The organism is Vibrio sp. SBT000027 (genome assembly GCF_963894355.1).
Lineage (GTDB): Bacteria > Pseudomonadota > Gammaproteobacteria > Enterobacterales > Vibrionaceae > Vibrio > Vibrio splendidus.
Genome location: NZ_CAWQGD010000004.1, coordinates 2,247,026 through 2,265,064 on the forward strand (window position 1 = coordinate 2,247,026; position 18,039 = coordinate 2,265,064).

Sequence of the window (18,039 nt, forward strand, 5' to 3'; positions counted from 1 at the left end):
AGAGCTCGTAACTAGGACAAAAACAATGAACGCACTAAGCAAGTTAAATTTCCAAATCATTCCTGTGCAGATCTTTCTATTCATATTCTGGTTTAAGAATGGTGTGGTAGATAAGTTTTTCAGCATTCTAATGGGTTTCGTATCACCAGGCTCAGTACCACATGGTGATACGTATGCAGGTTGGGCCGAGTAAATTGTCGGAACGTGGGATAAATCAGAAATAGGTCATGCGCTATTAAGCCCTATGTTCCCATTTATGTTCCCGGTACTTATTGGTCTGCAGATAATGCCTGTTCTATTCATTCTACGCAGTGTTTTAAACCAAGAGTTTCTAACTGGCCACATCGATCTTACTTTCACTCGATTGGCTGCAATTGCGTCTCTATGTGTAACAAGCGTAATGCTATTCAGCCAAACAATCACGGGGGCTGACGATGGCCAATACTTATGGCAATTACTAGGTCTAGGCATGGTAACGCTTATGTATATCAATATGCTAAACAAAGAAGCTAAATAGCACAATGGCGACCAATGCAAGTAATGCCAGTTTGGTATTTATTATGGCCTTGGTTACTGCAGTCGCTAGATACCAACGAGTATGTGATAACAGATCCTATTTTTACTAAGACATAGCTCAAAAGCTATTCTTCGAATCACATCAAGCACAATAAAAAAGTCGCTTAGATAGGCGGCTTTTTGTTATTTCTAATCGTGAATACAGGTAAGAGCACTTAGCAACGACTTGCAAACCATTGTTTAGCTCATCACTTTTTTGTGGTTGAGTAAAATCAGGATTAGGTAGCAGGCATAACAATTCCTCGTATGCCATATGTCATATGTCATATATGAGAAAGCCCCGACGGAGAAAGAGCGTCGAGGCTTTATCTGGACAATGAACTAAGATCATTAAGCTCGCAAATAGAGTGCACGATCAGAACAAATAAGTATACGATCAAAACAATAAAACAATGATTGCAAATCTACATATATTTTTCATTTTTAGCAGATATTAATGTTTACAAGTTTTATAGACAGTAATTTATGGAACTTAAGATGAAAAAATTAACAATTCTTGCTATTTTTATTGCAGCAGCATCAACTGGAGCTAACGCGGCTCAAGTTTACGAACAGGACGGTTTTGGTATCAATGTAGGCGGACGAGTTGAAGCTCGTGGACAATACCAAAGTGAAGATGTTCACAAAACGAATGACATTTCTCGAGCACGTCTGCACATTAAAGTTACTCAAGACATTGGTAAAGACGTCGATGCAGTTGGTTATCTAGAGCAAGAATACAACGCTAGCGGTGAGAACATCCTACCGAAACATATGTATGTTGGTTTCGCGACTGAAAATAACGAGATCTACTATGGTCAAACTGATGGCGCACTAGAACTAACTACTGATTACACCGATATCATGAACACTTACGGCGGTGACGGTAACATCAAACCACTTACAGCAGACCGCGCCAAGAACTCAATTCTAGCCATTTCTCATTTGGGCGATCTTACTCTACGTACGCACGTTAACTTCGGTGGTGAAGACGGCAAGGTTTTATTCCACGAAGATGCACACGTAGATTCTAGCACTGGCAAGTTCGTACCAGAATCAACACTGAAGCAAACCATCGATACTGGCTACGGCGCAGCTGCCAGCTACGAAATTGGCGCAGGTTTTGGCCTAACAGGTGCCTACGCTATTGAAACCTACGATATTGGTAAGGACAGCACAGATGGCATTGTGGGTATTAAGTGGGATTCAGAAAGCATTTACTTATCAGGTATTGGTTACGATGGTTCAGATAAAGGTGATGACTTCAAAGGTTACGAAACAGCGGCACGATTCAAAGCTACTAACGAGATTTCATTTGTAGCTACTTACACCATGCTTGATAAAGATAGCGCTACAGAAAACGTGGAACATTCTGCTATTGAAATGAACTACAACTTTACACCTAACTTCGTTACCTACGCAGCATACCAAGAAGTACTAAACGACGGGACTGGCAACACAGCAAACAACGCGATGCTAGGCGCTAAACTTACTTTCTAAATTCACACTACCTTTGTGATTACTATTGCGGCCCTAACGGGCCGCTTTTTTGCGTTAAGGAACTTATGAAAAGAATAGTAATAATCGTGGTTGTCATTTTACAGGGATGCGCGAGCATAGATTTCATTGGCAATGACCAGCGCCCAACAGAGGTGAGTCAAGGTGAAGTGCTGGAATCTGTCAGGGATCAAAATGATGAACTCATTAACTATGCAGGGGGCATTGAGTACCACTTAAGTGACGACACTAGTGTTTCTTTTGAAGTCGGAGGGGAACTAAATACAGAAGATCCAGACTTAGATTTAGACAGCACCGCGGTCAACTTCAAAATAATGTTCTGAAGTGATCATTTTTACCCTCATTGTTTACAAATAAAGGTATCGTGTTTATATTCGTAACACCCAATAAAGACGAGATGGATAGAAATGGCCGACCACCACCCAAGAGTCAACATGTTAACACTCCCAAAATTCGTAAATATGCGCAGTGCAAACCTAAACCACGATGATTTTTGCGCATTTGCATATCGTGGCGTTCGCGTGATGCTTATGCGCCGTGAACACTCGTTAAGCTGTCAGGATCTATACGTTTGCAAGATTGTAGATGTTTTACTAATCGCAGAGTTTGAAACCGATACCATGAGCGATTTGCGCGAGTCGGTTAAGTACTATGTCGATGAGTACTACCTACAGCTTGAAAACAAACGTATAGCTATCGCTTCAGCACAACGCTAAATATTATTTCCGTGTCGGTATGCATCGTTATGGCCCTTTGGGATAACTGGTGGATATCCACATCAGACGATGAATATAGCTATGAAAAAATAACGGATGAACAGAAAAAATGGATCGTGAGCCAGCTACTAGAAGCTGGCTATGAATTTTTACGCGACGACTTAGTATCAGGTCGCTATACACGCGAGCGTGGCGACACTGCGGAGATATCGTTTTCAAATAAGCGAGCGCCATGCTCAAAAAACCACAATGAAGCTTACAGAATCATTGAGAGCGCTTTAGGTCGGCCATTTTTTATTCCATATAAGGGCCAAGAGAATACTTATTTCTTTTGGCCCTATTAAGTTAGAGGTCAATAACGGTGAAGAGACTAATCCCATTAATGCTATTGCTCGTTGTTGGTGCTGCTAATGCTGAAATATCAATCGGCGCACCAACGACTTATTTGAACTTTGATGAATCTATAGGCGCATGCACCTACTTGGCTGAGGCGAGCAAAAACTATGATGCTGCGGAGTCCTTTGATTATTTCGCCAACCATAAGAACATTGCGATTGTTAACCAGCAAACTGGCGAATATTACGCACGTGGCTACCTAGATTTGTATAGCAAAGAAAATGCGCTTTACGATAAGAATCTGACCTTTAAAGAACAGCTGGAAAAAATCAACAGCTTGAGAGAGGAATACGCAGCAACTCTCTACTATGAGGATTTTAGATGTGACGCCATTCTGACGAAATTCAGGTTATAAACTGGACGACGCCGCAATTCGCTAATCTTAACTAAAATTGTTTACAATCGAGTCAAAATCGTATTTATTCGTATCCAAGGTACACAGCACAAGGTTAGGCCATATATTTCTATACTCTGAAACGAAGACGGCTATCGCAAGCGTATTAGGCCACTGAAAAAACACGCCATTTAGCTTTAAGATTGTAGAAGTGTGGCCCGGGCCAGAATCATAATAAAAATCATTGAAGGCCAAACCATGCGAAACGCGGAACTATGTCTACCTATTTAGCTTAAGAGCGGCCGGAAAACGACTCATATTTGTCAGAGGGTGGCAATATTGCCAACAAGAATGGTGAGCTAATAATCGCGGACTTAGCTCCATTAAAGTACACGTGTCAGTTGTTTGGTTTCAAAAAGAGTCGCATCTACCTACACAATATGAGGTCAATTGTGCCGTTAAAATCTACGAAATGAAGGTTACACGTCGTCAGACGATCATGATTAAGTATTGCGTTTTGTATCGAAATGATGAGCACAATGAGCTAGCGAACTTGAGAAAAGTGATCATGAGTTCAACTAAAGCAAATAGAACCCTTTGAATCCGATGATTGGTGATGTGATCAAGCGCTCTATTCGTTCACACCAAGTTAAGCAACAACAAGCAGTAATTGGGGCACACTACAACGCTAAGTATATGATTCAGATTAAAAAACAATTTTTTAATCAATAAATAAGTATTTTAGGCGCGTATGCAACAGCAACCCCATAGAGTACATGTTAATAGTTATCATTATAATAAACAATACTGAAATCACTATTTGCACATAAACAGTGAGGACTTTGAGTAAATACTCTATATTGTTGCCTTGCTCACATTACATTCAACTAACTACGAGGTCCGATATGATAACTAAACTACAGCGTGATTTACGTGTTGTTTCTACATTGATGGAAATAAAAGAGCCTCTTGACGACAGTACCAAGGCTTTTATTGCGGAAACGACAGCGGAGGCTGCGAACCTGCTGAAAACGGTTAAAAAGTTGAATGCTTTAACGTCAGAAGATGTTACAGGCGATGTACATACATAAGTGTGTATATCGAAGTGAATAAAGGGCCATCGGATGGCCCTTTTTTAATGCCTACAACCTATAGCTACATGAGGCCTGTGCCTTATATTAATCATGTTATGAACATTAATAGGTGAACTTAGGCTGAACAAGTTCGCTTTTGATCATTACTAACTAAGCTCTAGGATTTATGATCTTAACTATCAAAGTGCTGAAAAACTCTTCCGATATTGATGGGTAGGTAAAAAGACGATCATGAGTTTGGGTAATTTCCCGCCCCTTAGCCATAAAGAAGCGCGAGCAAGACATCAAGAGTTGTACAAAGCACCGCAGAACGGCATCAATTCACGTGAGTATAGCCCCATAAAGACGCTCTAACGGCCCGTGAGGGCTTTGATCACTGACCTCCTAACCATTTAGTGGTATACCATAAAAACACGGCATGGGTGATTAGCGATATCAACAATCACATTTATTCAAAGTTAGATGATAAGCCTATCAATTCAAAGTCTAACTTATATTGGGTGAACGTTCTTACTAACAACAATGGCGGCGACACCATTGACGGATTCTGAGCAGTGTTTTAAGTACCTGCAATTACTGAACATGATAAACGGCAATCCATTAAGTCTTATCGAAGCCCGCAAATGGTAGCAATGTAAATTTGGCACAAAACTGTCACAAATCGCGGACTGAATAACGAGATATAAGAGACCGCAGATGAACATTAAACATCATTTACAAACCGTCGGCATTGCTCTCATTATAAGTGTTGTAACGTTTAGTTTAGGCGCTTTATCGCTGACTCAAGAAAGTAAAGTTCCTATAAAACAGATTCAACAGTATGAAAAGACGCACCATATGACGGGCAAAGAACTTGATCATGCGGTCAGAAAATTGAAAGTGAAAAGGTTAGCTAATGATTATAGATAACAAGTTAATACTAGAAACAATGGGCGCTAAGTTAACGATTAACAGAACCAACGATAGTCTTGTATTCATTTCTATTGGTGAAGGGATCACGGTACAGGCAGAGCAAACTTGTAACGTTAAACTTACTCATATTGGTGCTGACGACCTAAATCCGGTAGCTTTCATACTTCGTGCTGGTGAATCGATTTATCATGTTGAACGCGACGCCTTGTTAGAGATTGCCAAATATCTCAAGTTAAATATTCGAGAAGAACTATAAAAAACACAGAAAGACCTTACATGATGTGTGTGGCTAGGCTCGCTACCGAAAGGCGTTTGTTACCTCGAACGCTTGCTACACTAAATTTAGAAGTGAAGAGAGGCTTTCTAGATTTTGAAACATTCTAGTTAGGTTGTTTACTGACACGTCAACCGATTGGGGAGTATTGTCAGTCATAGTTACCTTGTAAAACCTACCTGAAGAGGTGGGTTTTTCTCGTTTAGGATCACGAACAGATATGCTGTAGTAAGTTGAAACAAAGTAGTGAGGCGATTAGAGGGTATATTTTGTGGGGGCATACCAAGTGTATAATTTTAGAATTGTTCGAGATAAAAAACCTAGCGGGCGCTAGGCTTTTTATTTGAAATAATTTATCACTGCAGTACTAGATTACTGCGAAAGCAGAGAACGCCGCAATAATTTTAATAGAATCACTCATTTCGACAAATTTTAGATCTTCTGGAATATCAGGGTTCATTGATTTCAAGAACTCACGACCGTGTGCAATTTGATACTCCATTATTTCTGGCATAACGCCCTCGCGCACTCGCGCCAAGACTAAATCACCAGAAACTGCCGTTTTATCATAATCAAAAAAGATCATGCCACCAGCAAAATAACGGCCCACATTGTTGTTCAGACGAATAATAAATGTAGTTTCACTACTGCGAGCTGGACAAGGCAAACGCTCGCGGTGTTCGTCTTCCATCAAGTCCTCAAGAAGATCCTTAATGCTGCTCGCTGATAATTCCTGCATTGTTACTACAGGAGAACCGAATTTGATACGAGCGTGACGAACAACGTCGTCATAGTTGACAGGTCCATTACCAGTAGCTAGCCATTCTAGACGGCAATCCAAAGCATTAGCTAAAGAAACTGCACTATCCAGCATTATGCTTTTTTCTGGATGTAGCATGATATTAGTAATCACGGCACGGCTAACACCAGATAAACGAGCAATTTCAATATTTGTACGGATGTTTAGGTCTTTTTTTCGCTGATCGATGTTTGTAGCGAGTATAGATAGCTCCGTCATGGTCGCACCTCAAAAGTTAAAAAGAGTAAACATACTTTATGCGTGTAGATAGTGCCTGAAAATGACGCGTTCGGCAACAAATAAACAGACTTCTGGTGTGTTGTTAAATTTATCGCATCGAAGTAAGCTATTGTTAAAATAGGTTTATTTAACCATCCGCTTTATCTAACAAACACTCTAATTGACGATAAGCGACTATACCCATCTTGGACATATGCTTATTAGTTATGCGTATGTTTATTCCGGGCAATTCATAGCCTGATCTACTAAATTCATTCAAAGATTTATACTAATGACCAAGCCTCGCTATAAAACAACTAACTGGAACCACTATTAATCAAACTTGGATCAACAGTGGTTCACTGACATTTTGGATCGATGAAAAAGCTCTCCAACAGTGGCAACAGATCAAACAAAGTAACTGTGGGAGACCTCGTTTGTTTGGCGACTTATCCTTGAGACTACAGGGTTGAAAATCTACGGTGAGGGTCATAGAAAGTTAAAAAGCATGGTATTGACGAGAAGCAACGAGCCTGGAGAAACTTACGCGATAAGAAAAGCGTTAAACAAGCTAACAGAGCTAGATATGCCTAAAACGATAGCGATCACCTAGTAATTAGCGGCGCAGGGGATTATTTATCAAAATTTGAATTAGGAAACAAAGCCTATTTTGAGACTAAAGCCAGCTCAATCTAGTATGGATAGTCTACTAACTGATTGATTTACTATAGTTTAGATAGCAAAAAGCCGTCACATAAGTAACGGCTTTTTTAAGGGGTGGGAACCCAGCCACATCCCGGCACACAAGTCACTCGCTGCGGCTGCTCCCTTCCAGGCCTGACCGAGTTCACGAGTTATTGTTGCGGGAGGACCAGGCCCCCATAGATTCGTTTTCTAAGAGGCTTGCCTCAAAGAGTGATTGGATTATTAAGCATCACAGCAACCATTGCAAGCCCTTCCACCCTATTTTTGAACAATTGCTGTCTAAGTGCTTATCCTTTATTCAAACCACTAGAAAATCGCAGGTAAATTCACCATTTACCTGCATTTGTAAGGTTCGGGTTATCTACGTACTAGATATCGATGTCTTCGTTATCTTCTGTACGAATGATGTAGTCTGTCATCCACGCGGTGCCTAATAGACATAACCACACCACAAAGACTGGACTAGGCACTTCGATGCTTGGGGTAATCACCAGTGCCGCAAAACCAACCGTCGGCAATGTCCAACACAATAGTTTATTCCAGCGGAAGGTTTTCAAGCGCGTCAGTGTTTCCATCGATGCCATGATGCCCGTTACACACAAAGCAACCAAAGCGGCATAAGGTAAATCGGCCATCCATAATGGAAGTATCAAGCCTAATGACCACCAGCTGTGTCGGCTGGCTGGCTTAAGATGATTTGCCGCCCACCAAATAACGATGATTGACAAGGTTTGTAGTGTGGTAACCCAAGGAACGCCTTCAAGCTTACCTGCAGATTGCGTGACCATAATCCCGACTTGTAGCGTTGCGACGATCAAGCCAGAAATAATCACGACCGACAAACTGCTGCGTTTTGAAAAGACCACCATCAATAGTGGGAATAATACCCATACACTGACTGATAGCGTGATGGGTTGTAGCGGTAGCGTTAATCCATAAGTGGTCATGGAGACAAGCAAAGCTAATCCTGCGATGCCTCCTTGCGGCAAAATCCATAAAGCAGGAATGACCATTGCAAGTACTGGGATATCTCCCTCACTTAAACTGATTGCTCTCGCGCAGACAACCGCTAATAATGTGGTTATCAAGAACTGAAACGTTGTAAATACCATAGCCCTCTCCTTCTACCGATCCGTGGTATTAATGAACTAGGAACATTTAGTATGGACCAATTTTTGCCTCAAATCTTTGCTGTGATTCACCAAATTCCATATGGGAAAGTAACAACTTATGGAGACATCGCACGTTTTTCAGGATTTCCGGGCTATGCGCGCCATGTTGGTAAAGCGCTGGGTAACCTGCCAGAAGGTAGCAAACTGCCTTGGTATCGGGTAATCAACAGCAAGGGTGAAATATCTTTAAAGGGTGATTCGTTCGACCGACAAAAGCAGCATTTGGTTAAAGAAGGGGTTGAGGTGAGTGATGCAGGAAAGATCAAACTCAGAATATACAAATGGCAGCCCTAGAGCTGCCACTAATCGCTAATTCAACTGGCTAAGTGAAGCCAATCAAGATGCCTTAACAGTGGCATCGATTTCTTGTTAACGAACACCAACTAAACGTAGGTCTGCTTGCTGTGTATTTTCTACATCAGTAATTACTGACTTAATAGTGTCAGTAGTGAAGCGCAGTTTACCGTCAACGTGAATCGTTGCGCGCATGTTGTAACGGTGGTTAGCTTTAATCTTGTTATTGTCGTAGCTCAGTTCGAATGCGAACGGCACTTGCTTACCGTCAGTGGTGAACTCTTGAGTTGCGATAACTGTCGATGGTGCGTCAGCCAGTGAAATGTCTTCTAGCGTAACAGTCACCACGGCATTCTCTGGCAATGCAATTCTTTCACGGTAGCTTACTGTTCCTGAAATCACTTGAGTGTTCTCTGCAACCACTTCCTGAGAAGCGTTCGTTTCTGATGTTGCTTGGCAACCAACAAGTAGGCCAAACGATACTAAAGACGTAATAAGAATTAGAGCCTTTTTCATATTCAATTTCTCTCAACATGTTTGCCGGACTCGGCAAATCTACCCACCAATTATAAGAGAGCTTTCATATTCTGTCTTGAAACCCTATGATTTATTGACAGATATCTGACTAAGCTAAATGATTAACACAATAATCTGACATCCATTTTACCAAGAGGCATGCTGGCGATGAGTCAACCTTTACAAGAATTATTAAGTTTACTTCAGCTAGAGAAGCTGGAAGAAGGTCTGTTCCGCGGGCAAAGTGAGAACCTAGGTCTACCACAGGTTTATGGTGGTCAAGTATTAGGGCAAGCGCTTTCTGCTGCTCGTTATACCGTTCAAGACGACCGTAGTGTGCACTCGTTTCATAGTTACTTTCTATTTCCTGGCGATCCTGAAAAGCCAATTATCTACGATGTTGAGAACCTAAGAGATGGGCGAAGCTTCAGCACACGTCGTGTTAAAGCGATTCAAAATGGCCGCCCTATTTTCTATCTCACGGCTTCTTATCACGGTGATGCTCCAGGCTTTGAGCACCAGATTTCAATGCCTGATATTCCTGGGCCAGAGAACTTTGCATCTGAAACCGAGTTAGCGAGCCACATTGCGGAGTTCCTACCAGAGAAACTGCGTAAAACCTTCTGTGGTGAAAAGCCGATTGAGATGCGCCCTGTGACTGTCGTGAATCCGCTCAATCCTAAGAAGGCGGAAGCGAAACAGTACCTTTGGGTAAGAGCAAATGGCGCAATGCCAGACAACCAATTGATTCACCAATATTTGCTGGCTTACGCGTCCGATTGGGGATTCTTGGTGACAGCACTTCACCCACATGAGGTTTCTATCATGACGCCGAATTTCCAAGTGGCGACGATTGACCACTCAATCTGGTTCCACCGCCCGTTCAAAATGGATGAATGGCTGCTTTATGCGATTGAAAGCCCGACGGCGGCGAACACTCGTGGCCTAGTGCGTGGTGAAATTTTCAATCAGAAAGGTGAGCTCGTAGCGACAGCAGTACAAGAAGGTGTGATGCGCTTTACTAAATAGCGCTCAAATAAATAGCGATCAAGCGCTGTTTTAAAAGCCCCAAATATGTACGAGAAAACAAAAAGAGAGGCTAGGTTTAATACCTAGCCTCTCTTTTTTATAACACTAACGAAAATCCGTCACTTAAGAGTGACTAAAATCTATTCTGCTTCTAGCGTAGGCTCAAACTCGCTCTGTACTCGTGTTTTGATGCCATCTCCGGCATCTCGCAGAAGGTTAAATGGTGATAACACCACACCTTTCACAGCGCCTTCTGCAGCGTCCTGAGCCAAAGCTTGACTCTTATCTGCCAACAAATTAGCTTGCACCAAAATATTCGGCACTTCCGCTCTTAGCATTTCAGATTCAGTAACAACGGCGGGGATAGTTTGCTCGCGGTACGATTTACTTTCAGCGAGCATCGGTGGCATGACATCCACACGGTATCGTTTCAGCTCAGTTAATGTTGGTGGAATAACATCGGTTCTTACCTGCTCGACTTCCGTTCGAACATTTTTCACTTCATCTAATATCGCAGGGATTTTGTTGTCGACCGATGAAACGGTTTGATTCACGTCATCGATCGTCTTTCTGACCTCTTCGACTGTGTTCAAAACTTGAGGAGCAAGCTCGCTGACATGTTCAGCAAACGCTAGCAGCTCTTCCACTTTGAGCCCTTTCGTGAGACCGGATAAATCTTCGATAACCTGCGGATAAGTATCGACGATCTCCCCTACTTTATTAGTAAACGAATAGATGGTGTAGCCCAAGTAAAAAATGGCGACCGCCAATACCAGCTGGATAGCGGTAGATACTTTTGCAAACATGAATAATCCTTTTCTTTTATCGCAGAGGCGATATCTAAACTGAGACGATAGTTAAACTCAGACGATTGTTAATGCGTAACTAGGCGTAGCTTAAAGCGGCAATGCTGTCGTGTACTTCAATGGTTCCATCGCAAATGTCGAGGTCACATTAGAGATACCATCAATGCTATTCACCAAGCGCTTGTAGAAATCATCAAAGCACTTCATGTCTTTCACCTGAACCTTCATCATATAGTCATATTCGCCAGCCATGCGATAGAACTCCATCACTTCTGGAAATTCCGACACAGTATTCACAAAACGACCATACCATTCGTGAGAATGATCACTGGTTTTAATCAATACGAACGCGGTAAAAGAAAGATCGAGCTTTTCTGGGTTCAGCAGCGCGACTCTTTTCTCAATAATGCCGTTCTCTTCGAGGCGCTTAAGCCTTTTCCAGCAAGGCGTTGTGGTGAGATTGACCGCTTCAGAAATGTCATTCAATGACAGGGTGCTATCTTCTTGCAGTAATCCTAATATTTTTTTATCTACGGCATCTATCACATTTTCACCAAATTGCATTTAGAGAGAATTATTTTCTACAATTTAAGCAAAACAAAGCAAATATGGCAAAGTTTTTCTCTCTGATTGTAGCTAAATTAGAACCATACCAATTACAAAGAATTCCTACACTCGATCAGGAGAACGCTTATGTGCACTGACCATCAATGGATTAACAACGCGATTCGTAAAATTGAAGCGGACTACCAACGCTCAGCGGATACGCACCTTATCAAGCTCGAACTACCAAGTATCGAAGGCATTGATGTTTACCTTAAAGATGAAAGCACACACCCAACGGGCTCTTTGAAGCACCGCTTAGCGCGTTCTCTGTTCTTATACGCTATCTGTAACGGTTGGGTTGGCCCAGAAACAACGATCATTGAATCTTCATCGGGTAGCACTGCGGTATCTGAAGCGTACTTTGCTCGCCTACTAGGTCTTCCGTTTATCGCAGTGATGCCAAAGTGCACAGCGAAGAAGAAAATTGAGCAGATTGAATTCTACGGAGGCCAAGCGCATCTTGTTGACCGCTCAGATGAAATTTACGATGAGTCTCGCCGTTTAGCAGAAGAGCTGAATGGCCATTACATGGACCAATTTACTTACGCTGAGCGCGCAACCGACTGGCGTGGTAACAACAACATCGCGAACTCAATTTTCAATCAAATGCAGATGGAAGATCACCCAGTTCCAGCTTGGGTTGTAATGAGCCCAGGTACTGGCGGTACTTCTGCAACTATCGGCCGCTTCATTCGCTACCAACAGCATGAAACTAAGCTTTGTGTTGTCGACCCTGAAAACTCTGTATTCCACGAATACTTCCAAACAGGCAATGTGAATGTGAAAGGCAGTACATTCAGCAAGATTGAAGGTATTGGTCGCCCACGAGCAGAGCCAAGCTTCATTCCTGGTGTGGTTGACGAAATGCGTAAAATTCCAGATGCAGCAAGTATCGCAACGACGCATTGGTTATCTGACATTCTTGGCCGCAAGGTTGGCGCATCAACCGGTACTAACATGTACGGTGTGCTTCAGCTAGCCAGTGAGATGAAAGCGCGCGGAGAAAAAGGGTCTATCGTGACTTTGCTATGTGACAGCGGTGAGCGTTACCTAGACACTTACTTCAATGACGAGTGGGTAAATCTGAATATCGGTGACCTACAACCTTATGCAGCGAAGCTAGAAGCTTTCTCGCAAACGGGTGAGCTGGCTTAAATACAGAGCAAGCACCGACTCCAAACTAAAAAGAGCCTTGATGGGCTCTTTTTGTTTATTCATTCTATTAATCAACCACCAACGAGAACAAATTACTCTGGCTTCTGCTTCGCTTCAAATGCCGCGAGTTGTTCAGGCGTCGCTTTTGGCTGATGGTTTTGTTTCCACTCATCGTAAGTCATGCCATATACGCGCTCACGAGCGTCATCGATATCCAAGTCTAGGCCTTGTTGCTCAGCTTCCGCTTTATACCACTTGCTGAAACAGTTACGGCAGAAGCCAGCCAAGATCATAAGGTCGATGTTCTGCACATCCTTATTATTGTCTAAGTGTGCTAGCAGACGACGAAAGGTTGCTGCATCTAGCTTATCTTGTTCTTCTTGAGAAAGATCTTTGTATTTAAATTCAGCCACTTTACTTTCCTTTATTCGATTTATTGTATTAATTCATTGAGCTCTGCTTGTTATACAAAAAAAGCCTGCCATTCGCTAGGAGCAAACGCAGGCTTTTCAATATTGTTACACTATTCCATGTTCATTGGCCGTGCGTGTTTATTAGCCGTGAGAGCTTCTTCCCACGTTATCGTGGCTCAGCTCTTTATTTAGAACCGCTTCCACGTGACCCGGAGAGCGTGTTGAGCCAGAAATCAGTCGGTACATCGCAGGAATTACGAACAGAGTAACCAAAGTTGCAAAGCCCATACCAAAGAAGATAACCGTACCCACCGCCACTCGGCTTTCATAACCCGCGCCCGTTGAAGTAATCAATGGGATTGCACCGGCTAGTGTGGTAAACGCCGTCATCAAGATTGGACGTAAACGTCGAGCCGAAGCATCAATGATCGCCTTTTCAAACTCAATGCCACGGTCACGAAGTTGGTTAGCAAACTCTACGATCAAGATACCGTTTTTGGTCACCATACCTATCAACATGATCATACCAATCTGGCTGTAGACGTTAAGCCCTTGATTCATCAACACCAAACCTAAGAAGCCACCAAAGATACCCATAGGTACGGTGAACATCACCACCAGCGGGTTAATGAAGCTTTCAAACTGCGCGGCCAGTACCAAGTACGCGACCAGCATCGCTAGCGCAAATACCACTAAGATACTCGATTGGTTCTCTTTAAAGTCTTTTGACTCGCCAGAGTAGCTCACTGAGATATCGCCTGGTAACTGCTCAATCGCTTGTTCATCAAGGAAATCCAGAGCATCACCCAGCGTGTAACCTTCCATTAGGTTCGCTTTGATGGTCACCGATTTCTGCTTGTTGTAGTGCGATAAACGAATCGATGATGCCACTTCTTCAATGTGCGTCAACGTATCGAGTGTAACCAGCTCACCAGACTGAGTTCGCATGTAGATTTGGCTCAAGTCATTAGCATTATTAAAGCTGTTCTCATCACCACGAAGGTATACGTCATACTCTTCACCACGGTCAACGAAAGTGGTTTCACTACGGCCGCCAAGCATGATCTCTAACGTGTCTGAAATATCCGAAACGCTAACGCCTAGCTCGGCTGCACGTTGTTTATCTACGGTTACCAATAACTCTGGTGTTTTCTCAGAGTAATCGATATCCGCACCTTCCATCATTGGAGAGTCTTCAGCCGCTTGCTTTAACAGTTCGCCCCATTTCTGAAGCTCAGAGTAATCAGAGCCACCCAGTACGAATTGCACAGGCTCACTTGAACCACCTTTGAAGCCCGGCATGAACGGGAATACACGTACATCAGGAATACCATTTAAAGATTTACGAACTTCGTTCAGCGCTTCCTGAGCGGTTTCATCACGTTCATCCCAATCTTCCAGGATCATGATAACGAAGCCCGTTTGGTCGCCAGCATTACCACCAAACGCTGGTGATTGAATACTAAATGACTTCAAGAAACCTTGACCAAGCAGCGGCATTAGGCGCTCTTCAACGATGTCCATATTGGCAGACATACGGTTGTAACTGGTTGCATCAGCACCACGAACAAACGCAAAGATAACACCACGGTCTTCTTGAGGCGTCAGTTGCGACGGCACTTGTTGCATCAAGCCATAACTACCGCCCATACACGCGATAATGATGATTGGAGCTGCCCAACGCCAGTTTAAAGCACGGCGCAATACCGAGCGGTATCCAGACTCAAGTTTGCCAAATACGCGCTCGACAAACAGGTTGAAACGGTTTGGTTTAACGTTCGCTTTTAGGATTTTACTGCCTAACACTGGCGTTAACGTTAGTGCGACTAGCGACGAGAAGATCACTGACATCGCCAACAGTACCGAGAACTCCGTAAACAAGAGACCGACCATGCCATCCATGAACGAGATTGGCAGGAATACCATCACCAATACAAGCGTTGTTGCGATTACCGCGAATCCTACTTCACGCGTCCCTTTATAAGCCGCAAGCAGTGGCGATTCACCACGTTCAATGTGGTGGAAGATGTTCTCAACCACTACGATAGCGTCATCAACCACCAGACCAATAGACAGGATAAGTGCCATCAAGGTGATTAGGTTAATAGAGAAACCAAAGTAGTAAGCCGCAATAAACGACGAAATCAAAGATACTGGAACGGTTACCGCTGGAATCAGTGTTGCACGCGCTTGACCTATGAAGACGTAAAGCACGAGGATAACTAAACCACCCGTAATAAAGAGTGTGCTGTAAACCTCTGAGATCGAACGATCGATAAAGACAGTTGAGTCATAGTCGACCGCCAGTCGAGTCCCGTCAGGCAGGAACTTCTGAATCGCCTCAACTTCTTTATGGACTAAGTCAGCAACCTCAAGTGGGTTCGCATCTGACTGAGGCACAATCCCCATACTAACGTTAACAACGCCGTCACTCTTAAAGGTCGAGTTCTCGTTTTCTGCGCCAATATAAACATCCGCAACGTCTTTTAAGTAGATAGGTGTGTTATCAGAAGCACGTTTTACCACTAGGTATTCGAAATCTTCCGCTTCAGTGTAAGAACGAGCGGTACGAACCGACATCACAATCGCATCGTTACGTACTTCACCACCCGGGCTTTCAATGTTCTCACTGTTCAACGCAGATGTGATGTCCGAAGTAGTCACGCCACGACCCGCCATCTGCGCAGGTTTCAGCTTCACGTACATTACTTTGTACAAGCCACCCGAGATATCCACTGAGCTCACACCTGAGATCAAACTAAAGCGGTCAATCAACACACGTTCGGTGTAATCGGTCAACTGCGTTCGGTCCATCTCCGTCGAGCTTAAGTTGATGTAGACCGAGGCTTCACCACTACCATTGTTCTTATAAACAATTGGGTCGTCGGCTTCATCTGGCAACGAACGCTGAGCACGCGCTACGGCATCACGAACATCACTGACACCAGTATTGAGGTCGTAACCAAGCTCAAAGGTAATCGTGATACGCGACATACCGTTACGCGTCGTGGACTCGATCTCATCGATACCACTGATGCCGGATAACTGGTCTTCAAGGTTGGAGGTTATTTGACTTTCAATGATGGTGGCAGACGCACCCTCATAACGAGTACTGATCGATACCACCGGACTTTCAATATCAGGCATCTCACGAACCGCGAGCTTATTGAAAGAGACGATACCAAACACAACCAAAAGCAGGCTCAATACGACAGCCGCTACTGGTCTCTTTACAGAAACATCAGATAACAACATTAGTTAGCGCCTTCTTGTGCTTTTTTATCGCTTGCAGCATCAGCCGGGCGATTAACAGTAAGCTCTTGAACCGAGACGCCGTCACGCATGTTCACGATACCTTGCACCACGATCTTCTGGCCAATTTCGATGCCTTTGTCGATCACAACTTCGTTATCAATACGTGCCCCAAGGAAAACTTCTGTACGAGTTGCTTTGTTATCTTCGCCAATAACATAGACGAAACGCTTAGTACCAGAATACTCAAGCGCTTGAACTGGGATGATCGGCGCTTCTACAGGAGGGAAATCCATATCAGCTGCTACTAGCATGCCCGGCTTTAGGTAATCATTATTGTTGTCAAAGTGGATTCGAACTCGAAGGTTCAAGGTTTCAGCATTAATACGAGAATCAATGCCTACCACTGTGCCAGTGAACTGAGTCTCGCCCCACGCACTGGTGCGAGCCGTCACTGTCATGCCTTTAGACAGCTTAGAAAGGTAACGCTCAGGAATTTGAAGATCTAACTGCATCACAGACAAATCATCTAAAGTCACAAGCTCAGTACCTGCTGTCACCATTTTTCCGCGGCTAAAGTCGATAAAACCGACCGTGCCAGAGAAAGGCGCGCTGATGTGTAAGTCTTTAAGATTGGCATTTGCGGCAGCTAGGCGAGCATTGGCGATCTCTACGTTCGTTTTCTGAGCGTCAATTTCAGTTTGCGTAATCGCATTACGTTTCACTAGTCGTTGGAATTCCGCTAGCTTACGTTGCTCGTCTTTTAGGTACGCTTGCGCTTCTGCAACTGCAGCTTTTGCTTTGTCGTCATCTAATTGAACCAACATCTGCCCTTTGGTGACATCTTGATTGGCTTTGATGTTGATAGAGTCAACTCTGCCCGCTACTTCAGAGGTAATGATCACAGATTGTTCTGCTTCTAACTTACCCACCAAAGAAAGAGATTGGCTAACTTGGTGAATATCAACTTGCTCAGTAACAACAGTGACAGTGCTAGGGCCCATGCGTTTAGCTAGTACGGCTGGAGACGCCATAAGAATAGACAAGCTAAGCAGGGTTAAAACAGATTTATGCTTCATAATAATGGTCTGCAAGTAAGGTTTATACCAATCCAGTGAGTAAGTGGTCAGAAATAGCGTAGGGAAAAGGCTTGAGAACAAAGCAGCTCTTTTCAACAGATAGTTTCGATAAGTAGTTATTCTACAATCAAAATTTCTGACGCTGTTCTCGAGCATTTTAACAAGCTAGGATGACATGTTATTTACTACGATTGG

19 protein-coding genes, 1 other RNA gene and 2 pseudogenes are annotated in these 18,039 nt (G+C 43.3%); 13 read left to right on the plus strand and 9 right to left on the minus strand.

The annotated features are described in order from the left end of the window. The first annotated feature begins 25 nt into the window (after positions 1-25). The 9 genes and pseudogenes from AACU28_RS19870 to AACU28_RS19910 all read left to right on the plus strand — a co-directional run bounded on the left by AACU28_RS19870 (position 26) and on the right by AACU28_RS19910 (position 5,781). Positions 26-517, plus strand: a pseudogene (locus tag AACU28_RS19870) (hypothetical protein). A gap of 536 nt (positions 518-1,053) precedes the next feature. Then, a complete protein-coding gene (locus AACU28_RS19875) occupies positions 1,054-2,055 on the plus strand; it encodes a porin (protein WP_102488128.1) in 1,002 nt (333 codons plus the stop codon). A 65-nt stretch (positions 2,056-2,120) separates the two neighbouring features. Continuing rightward, positions 2,121-2,396 (plus strand): hypothetical protein, encoded by a 276-nt coding sequence (locus AACU28_RS19880; RefSeq protein WP_065608022.1) that lies wholly within the window; start codon positions 2,121-2,123, stop codon positions 2,394-2,396. A 111-nt stretch (positions 2,397-2,507) separates the two neighbouring features. Then, on the plus strand, positions 2,508-2,789 hold the full coding sequence (locus AACU28_RS19885; protein ID WP_017093461.1) for a hypothetical protein: 282 nt from the start codon (positions 2,508-2,510) through the stop codon (positions 2,787-2,789). A 29-nt stretch (positions 2,790-2,818) separates the two neighbouring features. Next, on the plus strand, positions 2,819-3,133 hold the full coding sequence (locus tag AACU28_RS19890) for a hypothetical protein (RefSeq protein ID WP_121603491.1): 315 nt from the start codon (positions 2,819-2,821) through the stop codon (positions 3,131-3,133). Positions 3,134-3,150: 17 nt separating this feature from the next. Next, positions 3,151-3,540: a hypothetical protein gene (locus AACU28_RS19895; protein ID WP_133152880.1), complete on the plus strand. Its 390-nt coding sequence runs from the start codon at positions 3,151-3,153 to the stop codon at positions 3,538-3,540. Between the two features lie 884 nt (positions 3,541-4,424). Next, positions 4,425-4,610 (plus strand): hypothetical protein, encoded by a 186-nt coding sequence (locus AACU28_RS19900; RefSeq protein WP_017093458.1) that lies wholly within the window; start codon positions 4,425-4,427, stop codon positions 4,608-4,610. A 699-nt stretch (positions 4,611-5,309) separates the two neighbouring features. Further along, positions 5,310-5,522 (plus strand): hypothetical protein, encoded by a 213-nt coding sequence (locus AACU28_RS19905; protein WP_017093457.1) that lies wholly within the window; start codon positions 5,310-5,312, stop codon positions 5,520-5,522. Further along, positions 5,509-5,781 (plus strand): hypothetical protein, encoded by a 273-nt coding sequence (locus tag AACU28_RS19910; protein WP_017093456.1) that lies wholly within the window; start codon positions 5,509-5,511, stop codon positions 5,779-5,781. Before AACU28_RS19905 ends, AACU28_RS19910 begins: the two co-directional genes overlap by 14 nt. A 385-nt stretch (positions 5,782-6,166) precedes the next feature. On the opposite strand, the gene AACU28_RS19915 is transcribed toward AACU28_RS19910, so the two are convergent. After that, entirely contained in the window at positions 6,167-6,817 is a 651-nt protein-coding gene (locus tag AACU28_RS19915; protein ID WP_017093455.1) for a helix-turn-helix domain-containing protein, read from the minus strand. Between the two features lie 292 nt (positions 6,818-7,109). On the opposite strand from AACU28_RS19915, the pseudogene AACU28_RS19920 reads away from it, so the two are divergent. Continuing rightward, a pseudogene (locus AACU28_RS19920) lies at positions 7,110-7,275 on the plus strand (IS5/IS1182 family transposase); the annotation flags it as partial. A 322-nt stretch (positions 7,276-7,597) separates the two neighbouring features. On the opposite strand, the gene ffs reads toward AACU28_RS19920, so the two are convergent. Beyond that, positions 7,598-7,694, minus strand: an RNA gene (ffs, locus tag AACU28_RS19925) — signal recognition particle sRNA small type. 196 nt (positions 7,695-7,890) lie between these two features. After that, on the minus strand, positions 7,891-8,634 hold the full coding sequence (locus AACU28_RS19930) for a hypothetical protein (protein ID WP_017080372.1): 744 nt from the start codon (positions 8,632-8,634) through the stop codon (positions 7,891-7,893). A gap of 51 nt (positions 8,635-8,685) precedes the next feature. Here AACU28_RS19930 and AACU28_RS19935 point away from each other — a divergent pair, with 51 nt between their 5' ends. Beyond that, positions 8,686-8,988: an MGMT family protein gene (locus AACU28_RS19935; RefSeq protein WP_004736416.1), complete on the plus strand. Its 303-nt coding sequence runs from the start codon at positions 8,686-8,688 to the stop codon at positions 8,986-8,988. Between the two features lie 75 nt (positions 8,989-9,063). Here the strand turns inward: AACU28_RS19935 and AACU28_RS19940 are convergent, their stop codons facing one another. Further along, positions 9,064-9,504 carry a YbaY family lipoprotein gene (locus AACU28_RS19940; RefSeq protein WP_029222253.1) on the minus strand — a complete coding sequence of 147 codons (441 nt, stop codon included), beginning with the start codon at positions 9,502-9,504 and terminating at the stop codon, positions 9,064-9,066. A gap of 168 nt (positions 9,505-9,672) precedes the next feature. Here AACU28_RS19940 and tesB point away from each other — a divergent pair, with 168 nt between their 5' ends. Further along, positions 9,673-10,533 (plus strand): acyl-CoA thioesterase II, encoded by an 861-nt coding sequence (gene tesB, locus AACU28_RS19945; RefSeq protein ID WP_026012255.1) that lies wholly within the window; start codon positions 9,673-9,675, stop codon positions 10,531-10,533. 140 nt (positions 10,534-10,673) lie between these two features. Here tesB and AACU28_RS19950 read toward each other — a convergent pair whose 3' ends face one another. Together AACU28_RS19950 and AACU28_RS19955 are read right to left on the minus strand one after the other, a co-directional pair. Then, the gene (locus AACU28_RS19950) at positions 10,674-11,339 is read right to left on the minus strand and encodes a hypothetical protein (protein ID WP_017078856.1); all 666 of its coding nucleotides are present in this window, start codon (positions 11,337-11,339) and stop codon (positions 10,674-10,676) included. Positions 11,340-11,429: 90 nt separating this feature from the next. Further along, positions 11,430-11,903 carry an Lrp/AsnC family transcriptional regulator gene (locus tag AACU28_RS19955; protein ID WP_017099910.1) on the minus strand — a complete coding sequence of 158 codons (474 nt, stop codon included), beginning with the start codon at positions 11,901-11,903 and terminating at the stop codon, positions 11,430-11,432. A gap of 129 nt (positions 11,904-12,032) precedes the next feature. Between AACU28_RS19955 and AACU28_RS19960 the strand changes: the two genes are divergently transcribed. Continuing rightward, positions 12,033-13,100 carry a PLP-dependent cysteine synthase family protein gene (locus AACU28_RS19960; RefSeq protein WP_121603492.1) on the plus strand — a complete coding sequence of 356 codons (1,068 nt, stop codon included), beginning with the start codon at positions 12,033-12,035 and terminating at the stop codon, positions 13,098-13,100. A 92-nt stretch (positions 13,101-13,192) separates the two neighbouring features. Here AACU28_RS19960 and AACU28_RS19965 read toward each other — a convergent pair whose 3' ends face one another. The 3 genes from AACU28_RS19965 to AACU28_RS19975 form a co-directional block, all read right to left on the minus strand. Beyond that, positions 13,193-13,513, minus strand: coding sequence for a DUF1244 domain-containing protein (locus AACU28_RS19965; RefSeq protein WP_004736423.1), 321 nt, complete (start codon positions 13,511-13,513; stop codon positions 13,193-13,195). Between the two features lie 141 nt (positions 13,514-13,654). Continuing rightward, positions 13,655-16,768 carry a vibriobactin export RND transporter permease subunit VexH gene (gene vexH / locus AACU28_RS19970; protein ID WP_065681128.1) on the minus strand — a complete coding sequence of 1,038 codons (3,114 nt, stop codon included), beginning with the start codon at positions 16,766-16,768 and terminating at the stop codon, positions 13,655-13,657. Next, complete coding sequence (locus AACU28_RS19975; protein ID WP_121603696.1) at positions 16,768-17,844, minus strand: efflux RND transporter periplasmic adaptor subunit; 1,077 nt, start codon at positions 17,842-17,844, stop codon at positions 16,768-16,770. The genes vexH and AACU28_RS19975 overlap by 1 nt, the downstream gene beginning before the upstream one ends. Positions 17,845-18,039 lie beyond the last annotated feature (195 nt).

Excerpts from the sequence above, each read along its gene's own strand:
- AACU28_RS19885 (WP_017093461.1), top strand. The coding sequence starts at position 2,508 with ATGTTAACACTCCCAAAATTCGTAAATATGCGCAGTGCAAACCTAAAC.
- AACU28_RS19950 (WP_017078856.1), bottom strand. The coding sequence starts at position 11,339 with ATGTTTGCAAAAGTATCTACCGCTATCCAGCTGGTATTGGCGGTCGCC.
- AACU28_RS19975 (WP_121603696.1), bottom strand. The coding sequence starts at position 17,844 with ATGAAGCATAAATCTGTTTTAACCCTGCTTAGCTTGTCTATTCTTATG.
- AACU28_RS19910 (WP_017093456.1), top strand. The coding sequence starts at position 5,509 with ATGATTATAGATAACAAGTTAATACTAGAAACAATGGGCGCTAAGTTA.
- AACU28_RS19875 (WP_102488128.1), top strand. The coding sequence starts at position 1,054 with ATGAAAAAATTAACAATTCTTGCTATTTTTATTGCAGCAGCATCAACT.
- AACU28_RS19905 (WP_017093457.1), top strand. The coding sequence starts at position 5,310 with ATGAACATTAAACATCATTTACAAACCGTCGGCATTGCTCTCATTATA.
- AACU28_RS19900 (WP_017093458.1), top strand. The coding sequence starts at position 4,425 with ATGATAACTAAACTACAGCGTGATTTACGTGTTGTTTCTACATTGATG.
- vexH (WP_065681128.1), bottom strand. The coding sequence starts at position 16,768 with ATGTTGTTATCTGATGTTTCTGTAAAGAGACCAGTAGCGGCTGTCGTA.
- AACU28_RS19940 (WP_029222253.1), bottom strand. The coding sequence starts at position 9,504 with ATGAAAAAGGCTCTAATTCTTATTACGTCTTTAGTATCGTTTGGCCTA.
- AACU28_RS19880 (WP_065608022.1), top strand. The coding sequence starts at position 2,121 with ATGAAAAGAATAGTAATAATCGTGGTTGTCATTTTACAGGGATGCGCG.
- tesB (WP_026012255.1), top strand. The coding sequence starts at position 9,673 with ATGAGTCAACCTTTACAAGAATTATTAAGTTTACTTCAGCTAGAGAAG.
- AACU28_RS19935 (WP_004736416.1), top strand. The coding sequence starts at position 8,686 with ATGGACCAATTTTTGCCTCAAATCTTTGCTGTGATTCACCAAATTCCA.
- AACU28_RS19955 (WP_017099910.1), bottom strand. The coding sequence starts at position 11,903 with ATGCAATTTGGTGAAAATGTGATAGATGCCGTAGATAAAAAAATATTA.
- AACU28_RS19890 (WP_121603491.1), top strand. The coding sequence starts at position 2,819 with ATGGCCCTTTGGGATAACTGGTGGATATCCACATCAGACGATGAATAT.
- AACU28_RS19915 (WP_017093455.1), bottom strand. The coding sequence starts at position 6,817 with ATGACGGAGCTATCTATACTCGCTACAAACATCGATCAGCGAAAAAAA.
- AACU28_RS19930 (WP_017080372.1), bottom strand. The coding sequence starts at position 8,634 with ATGGTATTTACAACGTTTCAGTTCTTGATAACCACATTATTAGCGGTT.
- AACU28_RS19960 (WP_121603492.1), top strand. The coding sequence starts at position 12,033 with ATGTGCACTGACCATCAATGGATTAACAACGCGATTCGTAAAATTGAA.